Origin of the sequence: Bartonella sp. TT121SHDZB, from assembly GCF_042193415.1 — a bacterium.
Classification (GTDB): Bacteria; Pseudomonadota; Alphaproteobacteria; order Rhizobiales; family Rhizobiaceae; genus Bartonella.
Window position 1 is genome coordinate 203,482 of the sequence record NZ_JBHILR010000002.1, and the last position, 15,661, is coordinate 219,142.

The window sequence follows — 15,661 nt, forward strand, 5'->3', positions numbered from 1 at the left end:
CCCAATCGTCTCTCTATAGTTTAAATTTTATCAAAACTTACTTCATTGTCTTTAAAGATAAAGTCGCAATTAATAAGCGCCTCATCACTTTTAAAGGCCGCATCAAGCGCTACGATTTTTACGGGCAAATACTTTATCATCTCTTCCGCATCTTCGGGGTCAAAGGGCGGGTCTATGGCTATAATCACTAAGACATCGCCTTCGCTCTCACCTATATAATAGAATTTTTTGCCATTGATTGGTAAAGGATAAATTTTTAAATCCAATGGCCAACCATATTTAAGTATGATCTCGAAGATAATATCTTGATGAGAGCGCTCGGAATTCACCCCCCGTAAAATATGATCCAAACGCATTTGCAATTGTTCTTTAACATCAAGTGCATTCGGATCAATCGGGCTATCGTCCCATATGGAAAAGTTGGAACTATCGAGCTCTAGCACGCGAAATCCGATGTCTAAAGGCTGCTTGCTTGTGAGTTCTGCTTCATGCTTTTGCTTGATTTGTGCACCAGCGCGGCGAATACGTTCGCTACCTATATCGCAGATAGTTTTATAACCAGCCTTATAAGCTTCGCTCTTCTCATCACACAATTCAGGCAATTGCACCATGATGAATTTGCGATTGCCACCATCTTCGGCATTCAAATCCATCACTGCATGCGCTGTTGTACTAGAGCCAGCGAAAAAATCGAGAATGATGTCGTTGTCGCCGGTGCAAATGTGCTTTATTAAATACTCAAGCAGCGCAGTAGGCTTTGGATACTCCAACAATTTTGCACCCAACAATTGAATCAATTCCGAAGAGCCTTTTTTGGTACTCCCAATCTCCAAAGGCAGCACTGTTTTCGGATGAACCGTACCTCTTTCTTTTTCATAGCAAACACGGCCTTGCGCATTAAAATAAAATCGAGTTACTCTTTGTCCCTTACTATCAAAAGTTTCTTTTCCGCCCAGCCATGACATAAGCTGGTTCTTCATAGCCCACCCTGCTTTAATCGTTACATCTTCCGCTAATAAGCCTTTCTCAAAGCGCAATTTACCTGCAACAACATATTGCTTCTCTACCCCCCCCAACTCATCAGGAAACTCTGCATCTGTTCCTTCAAATTGAATGCTTCCTTTAGGAAACAATATTTCACTCGCTGGATTTGCAGCCGAGATTTTTTTACTGCCCTATCACTGATAACTCCACCGTCTAAATCTTTAAAATAATTTAAGGCTGTCTTATACCTTGCGTAAACCAGAATATATTCATGCGACCGCGTGAAATGCCCTGCTTGCGTTCCGCTAGACAAACTCCACACCAATTGCGCGACAAAATTTTCTTCACCAAACACCTCGTCGCACACTTTGCGCAAATTATGCACTTCATGATCATCAATCGAGATAAAGATCACCCCATCGTCACGCAATAAGGTCTGTGCCAAACGCAAACGCGGATAAATCATATTGAGCCAAGCCGTGTGAAACCGCCCCATTGTCTCAGGGTTAGATTTTGTCGTTTGGCTTGTCACTTCCTTATATCGCGCCAACGGGTCTTTAAAATCATCACCATAGATAAAATCATTCCCCGTATTATAGGGCGGGTCTATATAGATCATCTTCACTTGGCCAAAATAAGCCCGCTGGATAAGTTTTAACACTTCAAGATTATCGCCCTTAATATAAAGATTATGTGTATTATCAAAGTTTACGCTCTCCTCGCGCTTCGGACGCAATGTCGCAAGTGAAGGCTTTTGCGCAAGCTTTAAACTTGCTCCTTTACCCTTCCATTCAAATTTGAACTTCTCAAAATCATTATCAATATATTCGCCGCATAGATTAAGGAGCTGATCTATATCCAGCTTTCCCTCAGCAAAACACTGCGGAAAGGCTGCTTTTAACTTTTCTATGTCTGGATTAATAGGGCTTTGACTCATGCCTTCTATTTTATCTTCACCCGCTATTATACTCATCTTTGCGCTTCTCCGTTACGCTTAGTATAAAATATGTCTATGAATATTTCTTTTGTACGTCGCAATTCCTTTTATCCTATTTATTTCTATATCCTCTGCAAATTTACTTTCATGAAAAGTGTCGTATAAGCTGTTCTTTTTATTTTTTAAAGTTTCTTGTGCTTGTTTTATGTCTTTTTGCTTACGCAAATCGGCTAGATCAATTCGCATTACCACATTTTGATCATTTTGCCTTTCTTTGATTTACTTTGAAAAAGCAATAATTTCGCGCCCTAAATTAGCCGCTGTTTGGCATAATTAAAGACAGCGATTTTATATTTTTTTGTGTGCTATTATGGCACTTACAAATATTATCAATAAGCTTATCAATTGGCACAAGCACATCCAAAATATGTCTATCTTTTAGCCTTGTCATATTTCTTACAAATCGAAGAGCTGTATCGTCAATTTGACGACATGCCACCATGGGTAATTTTAAAATTGCGTCACATGTGGCTTGGTCAAGCACATACAAGTACTATCCTGCCAACGAAAACATAAATTTCTTCATCATTTATTTCGACGCAATAAAAACCATTTCACAAGGGATTATATCAGCATCCACTTCTAGTTCTCCCTTGTCCGCATAAGCAAGATTTGCTAAAATACCTTTTACGGAGTGTAAAAACACCCTCAAACGCCCACCAGCAGACTGAAAATCCTTCCCATGCCATAAAACGCTTTGCCTTTATAGGTTTTATACTGTGTGTCAGATTCATAATAAAATATAGCTCTTATCATTTTGTCCCTGAGTGATTTGTATTGCCTTATCAATCATATAATTAGGCTCATGTACAAACCATGCTTTTACAATCTGCCATAGGAATGTATTAATCTCTTGCACTCGCTCCTTAAATATATTGCGGCATAATTTTTACATTATCAGCAACGCTGGTATTAATTGCCAACCTTCATGACAATAAGTTTTAACAAAGCTTTCGCCTGCTTCTTTTTATCGTCCAGTGAGTTAAACTCCTGTTCTAAGCCTTCTTCGGTGAATTTACGTTTTATATATAGCGCCGCGTATTGGTTTTATCGCTTGTTTAAGCACCTTTCTTGTCCCCTGTCATCCTCTCATCCCCGCCTTACAAAGCTAAAAAACAAATGGCCATTCCAATTGATGCCGGTAATATGTTTGGCAATAACTTTCAAGCTTTTGTAAATCTTGCCCTCATTGATAGCCTTTTGGCACCACAAGCACATGATGGGTTTGTCCTAAATAATTGTCACTGAAATAAGTGTGCCATAAGGCTTTGGGCTCCTACATTGACGTATACTTTACTGTGGCTATTTCTTGCTCTAATTGTTTACAACTCATTGTCTAATCCTCTCAACACATGAATGTTCTATTTCCTCGATTAGTCCAGAAAATAGTGTGTGTTCACAAAGTCAGACAAAAATGCAATTTATTCTTTTTCATTGGATAGCTCAACTCCCTCCACGCTTAGAACCAATAAACCTAAGCTTATTGCTGCTATAAGTTTACCGCGCACCAAAAATGAGAAATTTATATCCTATGAAAAAAATAATAAATTTAGAAGATCCCTTCTTAAACAAAGTCTCGACTAAATAAGATGGTTTGGGCATTTTTAGCAAAAAGAGATAAAAATTCACTATCTCAAGGATCTTAACTACGTTATCGATCATACGCAAAAAAAGCTGAGAAGTGCAGATTTCTTAAAGAAACAAAAGAAATGAGAATAGTTTTAACAAGATAAATGGTACTGAAAGCGATACATCGGTTCGAACGTTCTCTTTAAAAACACACCGTAATTACAAGCGGCTTCAAAAAACAGCCTTACTAATATAATATTAGCTAGAGGGTTACATGTATATCGCAATAATAATGCACTCATTCCCGCAAGAGTGCTCCACATAATGGTGTAGACTGTACAAACTCTGCCGCTCTTGCATACTCAGGCGTAAGGCCACTTAGTCGTATAGCAGCCGCAGTTTCAACGTAAAACAGCGGACGCTTCTGTATCATAATACTTGACAGAAGCCTCAACAGCTAAGGATATAGGAACTAATTTATATTTTTTCGAAATGTTATATATAAATTTAATGTGCCGCCCCAAAACACACCACCAGTGAACCCACTTAAAAGACCAAAAAGAAGGTTAAAATCAAATGCATATTTCAAATCAGGTACAACCTTGAGAAAAACAATCAATGTGAATTTGATGACAAAAGCGATAAGAATAAATGTCAGCGTCAACGGCGTACCAGGCAGAATAATGAAATCCGTTCCTTCTTTGATTTTTAAACGCGCAGTAGCACGCCAGAGCAACCAGCCAACGCCAACGCCGATCATCAGCCCTGCCAACATTGAGACTGCTCCCCAGCGCAGGAACGCCAGCTCTTTAATCACATCGCTTGCGCCCAAAAAAAGAAAGACTAACGGCAATAGAAAAAGGCGGTTAACCTTCATTTCCCTATCTTTCAATGCGATTATTCCCCTCGCAATGAGAAAAATGAGCAAAATCCAGGCCCATAAAGGAGTTCCAGTCAGAATGTTAAACAATGACATATTATGCTCCATGATGTTTGATGCGATAAAAATATCGCATCATGTTAGAAAAAAAGGATACCAACACAAGCTAAACCCATATTGATCCACCAAAGCTGGGGAGTCCCTTCAAAAAAACATTGGGCAGCCCATTAGCAAAAAATATGATAACCCAAATCCATGTAATATATTTATTGATGAGATACAACATAATATGTCTACGTTTTTCCTCACCAACACCAGCACTGGCATAAAAAATAGTAAAGGGTTTCTTTAGTAAAAAGCTAATCAATTTTATCTTCACCCGCTATTATACTCATCACTGCATTTCCCCTTATGCTCAGTATAGAAGAATAGAATATTTATTTTCATGCATATTGCAAGCTTACTGTAAAAAAACAAAACCTTATAGGGAAATTATAGCGATTCTACTTAAACAGAGGCCTTAGGTTTGTATCACGCGTGCCACCCACAAGATGCATACCGACCATAAAATGAGCAATTTTATAACATATTGAAAAATAAATATAAATTGAGCGGAGACCTTTTTAAAAAAGTCTCCGCTCAATGAGACGTTTTGGCCATTTTGGGCGAAAAAGAGGAAAATACACCCGCGCAAGGCCTCGGCTCTGTTATCAGTCAAAGGCAAAAAACGCCGAAAACTGCGTCTCTTAACCGCTTTACAAAACACTGGAAAGGAGAATGAGAAAAGTTGTAAGGAAATCAATGGTACGGTTGGTGGGATTTGAACCTACGACCTCTGGTGCCACAAACCAGCGCTCTAACCAACTGAGCTACAACCGCATAAAAAGCAAATGTATCATAACTGTTCACGATTTCGTAAACATTTATTCTTTGCTTATGTGACATAAGGAAGATCAACAAAGTTTGCAAGCCCCTTTAAAAAAATCTCGCAATTTTTTGTGAAGAAAAAAGCGTTTTTTACAAAGGAAATTTTGCCCACTGCTCAAGACTATGATCACGATAGCCTTTTATGTTATCAACGCCATCTTGTTGCATCATCTGCAAAATCTCTTGCAGAATAGTTATGACAAGATTTGAACCTTCATAAACCATCCCACTGTATAATTGAATCAAATCTGCACCAGCTTTTACTTTTTCCAAAGCCGTCTGTGCATCCTTTACACCGCCAACACCGATAATTGCAATCTCCTTCCCTAATTTTTGACGCATTTTTGCAAGCACAATAGTAGAACGTTCAAAAAGTGGACGTCCAGAAAGCCCTCCCTCTTCATTACTGAAGTGACTATTGCTAAGACCTTGGCGTGAAAGAGTCGTATTGGAAACAATCAGTCCATTAAAATCAGAAAGTTTTATTTCTTCAGCAACATCATCTAATTCTTTCTCTGATAAATCGGGAGCAATTTTTAAAAAAATGGGAATGGAGAATCCATGTTTGTTCTCTTGCTCATTTCGCGCTTGCGAAATTGCACTCAACAAAAGATGTAAACTGTCACGGGCCTGTAAATCACGTAAACCTGGTGTATTGGGAGAAGAAATATTAACCGTAAAATAATCAGCAACATCATAAAAATGAGCAATACCAACAGTATAATCATCAATCTTATTAACTGTATCCTTATTGGCTCCAATGTTGACTCCTACAACACCAGTTTTTTTACATGCACGCAATCTGTTGTAAACAACTTGATGTCCGTCATTATTAAAACCCATTCTATTAATAATTGCTTCATCTTCTTTTAAACGAAAAAGCCGTGGTTTAGGATTTCCAATCTGAGGCTTTGGTGTCACTGTCCCAATTTCAGTAAAACCAAATCCTAAACGAAAAATACCATCCACAACCTCTGCATTTTTATCAAACCCCGCTGCAAGACCAATAAAATTTTCAAACTCAAGCCCAGAAACAGTTACACACAAACGTTTGTCGATAACCTTTTGACAGCCATTAAATCCACTTTTCAGCCCGAGAATCGCTAAACCATGTGCTTGCTCTGGATCCAACATAAATAAGGCAGAACGGCCAATACAACGAAAAAAACTCATCAATTCTTCTCCACAACATAAAAATGATCCATCGCACCTCACCTCTACCTTTTAACACAAAAGATTACCAATCAAAGAGAGCATATTATCCAAATAATATTCCTCTTCTAAAAGAAAACTCATCACATAATAGCCATACATGTTTATATTGGTTATACTATGTAAAGAACTTTTTATTCTTAAAAAATGTTTCTCTTTTTCGACATTTTTTAAAGATTAAAATATGAATCCTAATCTTATAAAATTCAGCATGAATTGAAACATCAACGACTCTTACCATAGTCATGGTTTTATAACGTCTTATGCAGGCAAGTTCATAATTTTCTTAAAAATGCAGGAAAATTATCTCTATTCCCAAAGTTCCTTTGTATAATATTGTTTTCAATAGAAACAAAGCTTGTTCTATAAAGCTATTTTTTCCTAGCATTTATAGGATACATGGTTCATAAAATCATCTAAATTCATACTATTGTTGCACCATTTATGAGCAACAGAATGCTCAATCAATTTGTACTCTATTGATAAAATTTTGAGGAATCTGCGTTGTTTTCTTTGCCATTTCTGATGCATTAAATACAACTTTGCATCTATTAAGTGCTCTGTCTAACATATATTTTAAGTAATGACAGTTGATCATTGAACTCACACATCATACCTATGACTTCCAAACCAAAACGATCTTGCAAACCCTAGAGCTCTGCTATTTACAAACTGATACAATCTTCCAGCAGATGAAATGTGTCTCTTCCATCGGAATTATCGCCATTTTAGCTCATGCAACCCAATACAAATAGCTAAGCCATAATGCCCTCTAATTGCTATTATCGCTTACTGAATTAAGAGGAGTTAAATTATAAGTTTTACTCCTGTCTCATCTATCTATTTCTTCCATCAGTACTGAAATATATTTTTTATTCCTAAATTCTCTTTTTATGCCAATATATGTACTTCATTTGAGAAGCTTTCTGATAGCTCAACTTTCAACACTACTCACTTGTGGTATTGTGTAAAAATCTCTCTTTTTAATGTTAACATAAACATCTTGAGGCAATTATATAAATTAAGCTACAGTTTTCTACTTTCTGTTGCAAAAAGCAGATATAGTTTTTATCAAAAAAGCTTTTTTCTAGGAAATGTTCTATATACATTCAAATAGAACTCTAAAGCTCTTTATTAAACCTTATAAAGTTCTTTGAAAATAATATTAATATTGTAATATAATCCTAAAAATAAAATCTGCCCTTTCCTTTTTCATCAAAAGCGGTAAGTAAATTACCGTATATCGCTTATATAAGGGGAAAACGCAATGCTTAAAGAATTCAAAGAATTTGCCCTAAAAGGTAATATGATTGATCTTGCTATCGGTGTGATTATAGGGGGTGCTTTTGGTAGCTTGGTCAACTCAATTGTCAATGATATTTTTATGCCAATCATTGGGCTGATTACAGGTGGGATTGATTTTTCTAATATGTTTATTCAACTTGCTGGAGAAAAACAAGCAACATTGAGTGCCGCCAAAGCAGCTGGAGCAACCATTAGCTATGGACACTTTATTACTTTACTTATCAATTTTCTCATTATTGCTTGGGTTCTTTTTTTATTCGTTAAAGCTATGAATAAAATCCGTAGAAAAGAAGAAGAAACCCCCCAAAAAATGTCTTCAGAAGAACAACTTTTAACAGAAATTAGAGATCTTTTGGCTAAGAAAAAATAATTTTATACAAGATTTACATCATGGAACACGAGGAAAAAACATTTCCACAGTTGTTCCATAATTGGGTTTTGAGAACAGTAAAAATTGCCCCCCTCTTTCTTCCACCATTGCCTTACACATTGGGAGGCCTAGACCTGTTCCCATAAAAGCGCTATCACCAGATCGGCCATCTTTGCGCTCTACTTGACCATAAGGTTGCAGTGCCTGTATAATTTCTTCTTCGTTCATCCCTATACCATTATCACTCACTGAAATTTTTACACGTTCTTTTCTATAAGAAACGTGAACAATAATCTGTCCACCCAAAGGTGTAAAACGAATAGCATTGGAAAGAAGATTCCATATAATCTGGCGAAACACTTGTTGTGATACAGGAATAAATGGAACGTGAGGTGGAGCAACAATACGCATGATAATGCCGTTCTGATTGGCTTGAGTTTCAAGAAAAGCTATCGTCGCACGTAAACAAGATATCACATCAAATGTTTCAGAAATAAGGGAAGAATCAATCTGGTTATTGGAACCAGAATAATTTATCTTTGAGCACTCTAGTAATTGATTAATTAGCAATAATATATGTTTTCCAGAGGAAATAATATCGCGTAAATATCCATGATAGCGCTCATTTTCTATCGAACCAAAACGGCCTTCTCTCATAATTTCTGCAAAACCAATAAGAGCATTCAAAGGTGTTCGTATTTCATGAACAACTCCAACGATTTTATTCTCTTCTGCTTTTTTTTCTCCTGATGGAACTGTCTGTGTCCTATCACGCAACATAACAGCATAATTGCCTTGCTTTGCCAAAAATACAATCGTTATCAAAACGGTTATATTTTTATGATTTTTTGTCATTAAATCAGCGGTTTCACTGCGATTTAAAACCTGATTTTTCTCCTCTATACGGATTGATTTAAAATATTTTTCAACCAAAAGTCGGCTTTGCAAAGTAAATAATGAAGAGAATGGCTGTCCTCGTAGTTCATTTATTTCATAACCCATTAATGCTAAAGCTGCCCTACTCGCTGATTGAATAAAGCCCTCTTCATCCAACCATAAAACACCATCAGTTGCTGTATCCAACAATGATAAAACTGCAGCTGGCTCTTTTATGAGAGCTTGTTCTATAGCATTGACCGGCAATGTTTGTGCATATGGTAACTGAATAGCTGTTTCTTCAACTAAATTTTCTTCTTTTACCGATGAATTCAATTCATCACGCAAGTGCTCTGCAATTTCACGAAAAGCTAAGCGTTCTATCTCCGTAAGACATGGCATTTCTGTTGCTAGCTTTTCATTTCTTTTTTCTTGGACTTTTTTTTGTATTTTTAAAACGCCAAAGCCACGAAACCCCTGAAGCTGCTTTTTAACATCAAAAATTGGCAAAGCCGATAATTCAACATCAAGCCATTGTAAGCAACCATCAACAGGCCATTGAACAATCTCTTTACTCCAAGGCATAGCCGCTTCAATAAAACGACTGAGAACCAGATATCGATCATCATTAAATTGATGAGCAAGCTCATGAAAACTACACCCTAAAATAGAAGAAGAGAGAGGACCAACAACTTCAGCTAGCTCTTTTGAGACTTCACAAAACAAACCATTCTGATCGATTTCCCACGTAAAAGGCCGTGGCAAAAGCTCTGGTGTAAAACGAAAAGCTTCTTGCTGACATTTTAATTCATTTGTATTTAACTTTAACTCATCCGCTTTTAATGGCATAATTAAAACAATGTTGTATTTACTCTCAAATGAATAATGCTAATTTGTTTACAATTATCTGTTCTGGTTAAAATAACTTGATATCTCATATCAATTGTCTGTAGCAAAATTTTGACTGTTTCATCAACAAAACAAAAATAAAAAGAAGCTTCCAGCTCTTGTTGCTTATTCACCTATTATTGTAATAAATCCTATTACAATAATAGTAACATCTCCCTCGCATAAATAGTACTCAAAAAGAATACACTTATTTTACGCATTCATGCGCCTGCTTTAACAAAACATATCCCATGATCCCCAAGCTTATTTTACGACAGCATCCTTAAATGGTGTAATGTAAAAGTCCCTATAGAAGATATCAAGGCATTGTGCATTACCATTTTTACGCTTATAAAAAGCTGGTTAGCACCATCATTATACTAATTTCAGCCCCTAATATTACCAATAGTTCTTGGCATTTGAAGGCATTCATAAGCCGCATTTTTATTTTTTTAACTTTTTTACTCCTACATTATTATGATACGCAAGAAAATGGTTTTAATTACTTCAACAGAAACAGATTTGAAATGAAACAATCTTACGATATTGGAGACTTTTATTCACACAAATAATGATAAACTATCATTATAAATCAGTATATTGCATGATAAAAGTCCGAAATTAAAAATTTCTTTTTCAAATTAAAGTCTCGTAAGAATATCTTTCTCGCACTGATAGTATCAAATGATAATAAATTCAGCATAGCGCTTTAAAGCACCCAACGCAACAGACCTTATATATTGGATACTCTTCTTATGATACTCTCCATAATCACCCAAAGACCTTTTTTTCATAAAAATCGCGACAGAAAAAAACAAAAAATATATCACCACACTGTTTTACTCAAGAATCTCTCTGTAAATAGAATAGAAAACAAACATTATCGGTTTTCATATAAAGATTTGTTTAATTTCTTTACATTCCAGATCATCGAGAAATATTTAAAATATCTTACAATCTCCTTTGATATCAGCCTGTTTACCTCATCAGCAATTTTAATACAAAAAATCACTTTTGCATTATGACTCTCTACTCAATTTGTTAATATTATTATAAAAAATAAATATGTGTAGCCCATCTTCTCTGAAAAAATAAAACAAGCACATTTTAATAATGACTGTCAGACATTTTTAAAAATTACCCATTTTAAAATGGGCTTGTTTATTTCCCTTCATTGAGTAGAATTTCACGTTTTCCAACATGATTAGCGGCTCCAACAATGCCTTTTTCTTCCATCCGCTCGACGAGAGAAGCTGCTTTATTATAGCCGATTGAAAGACGGCGCTGAATATAAGATGTTGAACATTTTTTATCACGCATAACAATTTTTACAGCTTGGTTATAAAGTTCCTCACCCTCTTCATCAAAATTTTCTTCCTCAGAAATTCCAGCAACTGAATCAGCAGAAGTATCCTCTTTGTTATCGTCTTCATTATCAGTTACCGTTGCTAAATAATCAGGTTTACCTTGCATTTTAAGATGTGCAACAATGGATTCAACTTCTTCATCAGAGACAAAAGGTCCATGAACACGCACAATGCGTCCACCACCAGCCATATGAAGCATATCCCCCTGACCTAAAAGCGTTTCAGCACCTTGTTCACCCAAGATCGTACGACTATCAATTTTTGATGTTACTTGAAAAGAAATGCGGGTAGGAAAGTTCGCTTTAATTGTACCGGTGATAACATCAACAGAAGGACGTTGCGTTGCCATAATAAGATGAATACCTGCCGCACGCGCCATTTGCGCTAAGCGCTGAATGGCATTCTCTATTTCTTTTCCTGCCACCATCATAAGATCAGCCATCTCATCAACAATCACAACAATATAAGGAAGCTGCGTGAGATCCATGGCTTCTTCATGATAAAGCATTTCCCCTGTTTTCTTATCAAAACCCGACTGAACAGTACACATGATCGTCTCGCCTTTTTGAGCTGCAAGTGCAACGCGCGCATTAAAACCATCAATATTACGCACACCCAACTTAGCCATTTTGCGATAACGTTCTTCCATTTCACGAACCGCCCATTTTAAAGCTGTTACCGCTTTTTTGGGATCTGTTACAACAGGTGTTAAAAGATGTGGTATGCCATCATAAACAGAGAGCTCTAACATTTTAGGATCAACCATGATCAAACGACACTGCTTTGGTGTCATACGATAAAGAATCGACAAAATCATTGTATTAATTGCAACAGACTTTCCTGATCCTGTTGTTCCCGCAACCAATAAATGAGGCATTTTTGCTAATTCTGCAATGACCGGTTCACCATTAATCCCCTTCCCTAAAGCAAGAGCAAGTTTAAACTCACTTTCACGAAAAGAACGTGTTTGGATTAATTCCCGTAAATAAACGGTTTCACGAACCGCATTGGGTAACTCAATCCCGATAACATTACGTCCAGGAATGACAGCAACGCGTGTAGAAATAGCAGACATAGAACGCGCAATATCATCAGAAAGATTAATAACGCGTGATGACTTTATACCCGCAGCAGGCTCAAATTCATACATTGTTACCACTGGCCCTGGATGAACATGGATAACTTCACCCTTAATGCCAAAATCTTCCAACACACTTTCCAAAAGTCCAGCACCACGTTCTAATGTTTCCTGAGGAATCATTGTACCTTCATGAAAAACAGGTTCTTGCAATAAATTGATCGGAGGAAATTCATAAACATCGCAGTCAACAGATTGAATATTTTGCGCAAAAGCAGAATCATAATTGCCTAATGGCGCGCGGCTAGATTGGAATATTTTAGTTTTAACGTTTGCTTGCATCACAGACAAATCTTTTGAATTCTTTGTGACATCTTTTGTTATACAATCAACGGTATTATTGGCGATAGTATTATTGCTATTTTCAGTCTCTATACAAGCCCCAGCGCCGCTTAACGCCTCAGTATTATTTACCGCCTCTGCATCATTTGACGTATGGACACAATCTTCAACAGAAAGCTTAGAATGATACTCTTTAGTCGTATCATTATTTGTATGCATTAAATTAGAAATTTGCTCAACGCCTCGCATCCTTTCTGCTGGAGATTCTGATGTAATTGAATCATAGAGTTGTGGAAAACGGTATTCAAGAACACGGTAAAGAGCAGTTATTGACTCATCAAAGGCAGAAGGAATATGAGGTGTAATTTCATTTTTTGTGTCAATCGATGCATCCTTTTTTGAAGTTTGAGTATCCACATGTTCAAATATCAAAGATTCACACTCAAAAAATGCATCATCGGAAAGGTGCAAAGCAGGATTCATTTTTTGTAGCACATTTTCTCCTGGTAATTTATGTTCTTGTTTATCCTCCTTAAGCGGAATATTTGCTGGTGACATACCAGTAATTTGTCGTGACAACTGATGTAAAACTGTTGAATGACAAACTGACGTTTTATTCTCTATTGATTGAGGATTAATGACTTTTTTTGTCGATAAAACATTTTTCGTTTTCTTGTTACAGCGTACAATATCTGTCATTTGTTTTTGATCTTGCTTCGTAAAAATTTTAAATTGTTTTGCAAAAACTGGATCTGTTTCTATACGACGACGCAAAATCTCAACTTCTGGGGTTCTCGTAAAACGGACATTTTTTCCGAGGGTAAATGCCTTTTTCCATACTTCCGGATAAGGAAATATCTCAGTAATCTTAATAGATAAATCTTCTCTTGATGCACCTTCTGTACCATCATCAGAAAAAGAAGAGGTAGGAATAGATTTTGTTTTCGAATTATGCATGGCACCCAACAAATTTATAGCAATGAGAAAAATAATCTTTTCAAAAAGAATTCATAGAGACTATCATATGAAGGTTAATAACCTTTTGCTGATGGTTACTTTTTAATGAAAAAAATAATGCCATAATGCACATTTATTCTCCTTATTTACGGCGTAAATTGCCCAGTTTATGGTGCCGTATAGCGCGTATTCCATTCGTTTTGAAGAAAACTTCATGAGAAAAAAGATTCAAGAAAATTGTCTATACTTCTCTTTCCCTCCCTTTTCATAAAAATGATTAAAATACAAATAATTATATAAGCGTTGCTCTATTTTAATTCTCCATGCTTGATTATCGTACGACACTCTAATTTCTCACGTTTTTATAAGATTACCCTTGTTATCCTCGTTTAAAAAGGCTTAGACTAAGACAATCATAATGACATAAATACAAATAGAAAAAAGGGAGTGAATTATGTTTAATAAACGGAAATTTTATATCAATGGTCTATGGGATGAGCCAAGCACTCCTCACGATTTTGACGTCATTAATCCATCAACAGAGGAGGCTTGTGCTGTCATTAGCCTTGGAAGTACAAAAGATGCTGATAAGGCAATTAACGCGGCTAAAGAAGCGTTTCAAAAATGGAAAACAACATCACCAAATGAACGTCTTGGATTTGTTGAAAAAATTCTAGAGATCTACGAAAAACGTTCCAAAGACATGGCAAAAACCATTTCAATGGAAATGGGAGCACCAATTGATATGGCGCTTAATGCGCAAACTGCAACCGGAAGTTCCCATATTCGCAATTTTATCGAAGCTTATAAAGAGTTTTCGTTCCAAGAAACTTTAATAAAGGGAAATGAGCAAGCAATCCTTCACTACGATCCTATCGGCGTCGTAGGATTAATTACGCCATGGAATTGGCCCATGAATCAAGTAACGCTTAAAGTTATTCCTGCTCTCTTGGCTGGCTGTACCATGGTGTTAAAGCCCTCTGAAATTGCGCCTCTTTCTGCTATGCTTTTTGCTGAAATTGTAGAGGAAGCCAGACTTCCGGCCGGTGTTTTTAATTTAATCAATGGTGATGGTGCAAGTGTCGGCTCTTATCTCTCTGCACATCCAGATTTAGAAATGATCAGCTTTACTGGTTCAACTAGAGCAGGAAAAGATATTTCTAAAAATGCCAGCGCTACTTTAAAAAGAGTCTGTCTGGAACTTGGGGGAAAAGGAGCGAATATTATCTTTGCTGATGCCGACTCAGATGCTGTTCAACGTGGTGCACGACATTGCTTTTATAATAGTGGACAAAGTTGTAATGCACCGACTCGTATGCTTGTAGAACAAAGCATCTATGACAAAGCCGTGAAAATAGCCAAAGATATTGCAGAAACAACAAAAGTAGGACCAAACTGCCAAGAAGGAAATCATATTGGACCTGTCGTTTCAAAAAAACAATATGATAAAATTCAAGATCTTATCCAATCGGGAATTGATGAAGGTGCGACTCTTGTTGCAGGCGGGACTGGTTTACCAAAAGGAATGGAACGCGGTTATTATGTCCGTCCAACAGTCTTTGCTGATGTAAAACCTCATATGCGTATTTTTAAAGAAGAAATCTTTGGTCCAGTTCTCTCGATTCTTTCTTTTAGTACAGAAGAAGAAGCTGTCGCTTTAGCGAATGAAACTGAGTATGGTCTTACAAACTATATTCAATCGCAAGATCGCAACAAATGTCGTCGTATTGCGGCACAAGTACGCTCTGGTATGGTAGAAGTTAATGGACATGGATTACCCAGTGGAAGCTACTTTGGAGGTGTAAAATTTTCTGGGCGCGCTCGTGAAGGAGGACATTGGGGAATTAAAGAATTTCTCGATAGTAAAGCAATTTCGTACTGGTAAAATCTTATTAAAAACTTAATAGGA

At 36.6% G+C, this 15,661-nt stretch carries 10 protein-coding genes and 1 tRNA gene; 2 read left to right on the plus strand and 9 right to left on the minus strand.

The genetic code is table 11. The annotated features are described in order from the left end of the window. Window positions 1-20: 20 nt before the first annotated feature. The 7 genes from ACFIKI_RS02195 to ACFIKI_RS02225 all read right to left on the minus strand — a co-directional run bounded on the left by ACFIKI_RS02195 (window position 21) and on the right by ACFIKI_RS02225 (window position 6,530). Window positions 21-1,133 (minus strand): DNA methyltransferase, encoded by a 1,113-nt coding sequence (locus ACFIKI_RS02195; RefSeq protein ID WP_375665477.1) that lies wholly within the window; start codon window positions 1,131-1,133, stop codon window positions 21-23. Then, window positions 1,064-1,957 carry a site-specific DNA-methyltransferase gene (locus ACFIKI_RS02200; RefSeq protein ID WP_375665478.1) on the minus strand — a complete coding sequence of 298 codons (894 nt, stop codon included), beginning with the start codon at window positions 1,955-1,957 and terminating at the stop codon, window positions 1,064-1,066. The genes ACFIKI_RS02195 and ACFIKI_RS02200 overlap by 70 nt, the downstream gene beginning before the upstream one ends. A gap of 1,113 nt (window positions 1,958-3,070) precedes the next feature. Beyond that, window positions 3,071-3,199 carry a DUF2924 domain-containing protein gene (locus ACFIKI_RS02205; protein WP_375665479.1) on the minus strand — a complete coding sequence of 43 codons (129 nt, stop codon included), beginning with the start codon at window positions 3,197-3,199 and terminating at the stop codon, window positions 3,071-3,073. Between the two features lie 649 nt (window positions 3,200-3,848). Then, window positions 3,849-3,983, minus strand: a complete 135-nt coding sequence (locus tag ACFIKI_RS02210; protein ID WP_375665480.1) for a hypothetical protein — start codon at window positions 3,981-3,983, stop codon at window positions 3,849-3,851. Window positions 3,984-4,022: 39 nt separating this feature from the next. Next, window positions 4,023-4,526: a hypothetical protein gene (locus ACFIKI_RS02215; RefSeq protein ID WP_375631507.1), complete on the minus strand. Its 504-nt coding sequence runs from the start codon at window positions 4,524-4,526 to the stop codon at window positions 4,023-4,025. Window positions 4,527-5,232: 706 nt separating this feature from the next. After that, window positions 5,233-5,309: transfer RNA gene (locus tag ACFIKI_RS02220), tRNA-His, on the minus strand. 138 nt (window positions 5,310-5,447) lie between these two features. Beyond that, the gene (locus tag ACFIKI_RS02225) at window positions 5,448-6,530 is read right to left on the minus strand and encodes a quinone-dependent dihydroorotate dehydrogenase (protein ID WP_375623480.1); all 1,083 of its coding nucleotides are present in this window, start codon (window positions 6,528-6,530) and stop codon (window positions 5,448-5,450) included. Window positions 6,531-7,836: 1,306 nt separating this feature from the next. Between ACFIKI_RS02225 and mscL the strand changes: the two genes are divergently transcribed. Beyond that, a complete protein-coding gene (gene mscL, locus ACFIKI_RS02230) occupies window positions 7,837-8,244 on the plus strand; it encodes a large conductance mechanosensitive channel protein MscL (protein ID WP_375665481.1) in 408 nt (135 codons plus the stop codon). Between the two features lie 18 nt (window positions 8,245-8,262). Here mscL and ACFIKI_RS02235 read toward each other — a convergent pair whose 3' ends face one another. Then, window positions 8,263-9,969 (minus strand): ATP-binding protein, encoded by a 1,707-nt coding sequence (locus ACFIKI_RS02235; RefSeq protein ID WP_375665483.1) that lies wholly within the window; start codon window positions 9,967-9,969, stop codon window positions 8,263-8,265. A gap of 1,200 nt (window positions 9,970-11,169) precedes the next feature. After that, complete coding sequence (locus ACFIKI_RS02240; RefSeq protein WP_375665484.1) at window positions 11,170-13,752, minus strand: DNA translocase FtsK; 2,583 nt, start codon at window positions 13,750-13,752, stop codon at window positions 11,170-11,172. 454 nt (window positions 13,753-14,206) lie between these two features. Here ACFIKI_RS02240 and ACFIKI_RS02245 point away from each other — a divergent pair, with 454 nt between their 5' ends. Continuing rightward, the gene (locus ACFIKI_RS02245; RefSeq protein WP_375665486.1) at window positions 14,207-15,637 is read left to right on the plus strand and encodes an aldehyde dehydrogenase family protein; all 1,431 of its coding nucleotides are present in this window, start codon (window positions 14,207-14,209) and stop codon (window positions 15,635-15,637) included. Window positions 15,638-15,661: the final 24 nt, after the last annotated feature.

What these genes read in the sequence shown, in the direction of transcription:
- ACFIKI_RS02200 (WP_375665478.1), bottom strand. Translation starts at nt 1,957, where the DNA reads ATGAGTATAATAGCGGGTGAAGATAAAATAGAAGGCATGAGTCAAAGC.
- ACFIKI_RS02205 (WP_375665479.1), bottom strand. Translation starts at nt 3,199, where the DNA reads ATGTGCTTGTGGTGCCAAAAGGCTATCAATGAGGGCAAGATTTACAAA.
- ACFIKI_RS02210 (WP_375665480.1), bottom strand. Translation starts at nt 3,983, where the DNA reads ATGATACAGAAGCGTCCGCTGTTTTACGTTGAAACTGCGGCTGCTATA.
- ACFIKI_RS02215 (WP_375631507.1), bottom strand. Translation starts at nt 4,526, where the DNA reads ATGTCATTGTTTAACATTCTGACTGGAACTCCTTTATGGGCCTGGATT.
- ACFIKI_RS02225 (WP_375623480.1), bottom strand. Translation starts at nt 6,530, where the DNA reads ATGAGTTTTTTTCGTTGTATTGGCCGTTCTGCCTTATTTATGTTGGAT.
- mscL (WP_375665481.1), top strand. Translation starts at nt 7,837, where the DNA reads ATGCTTAAAGAATTCAAAGAATTTGCCCTAAAAGGTAATATGATTGAT.
- ACFIKI_RS02235 (WP_375665483.1), bottom strand. Translation starts at nt 9,969, where the DNA reads ATGCCATTAAAAGCGGATGAGTTAAAGTTAAATACAAATGAATTAAAA.
- ACFIKI_RS02240 (WP_375665484.1), bottom strand. Translation starts at nt 13,752, where the DNA reads ATGCATAATTCGAAAACAAAATCTATTCCTACCTCTTCTTTTTCTGAT.
- ACFIKI_RS02245 (WP_375665486.1), top strand. Translation starts at nt 14,207, where the DNA reads ATGTTTAATAAACGGAAATTTTATATCAATGGTCTATGGGATGAGCCA.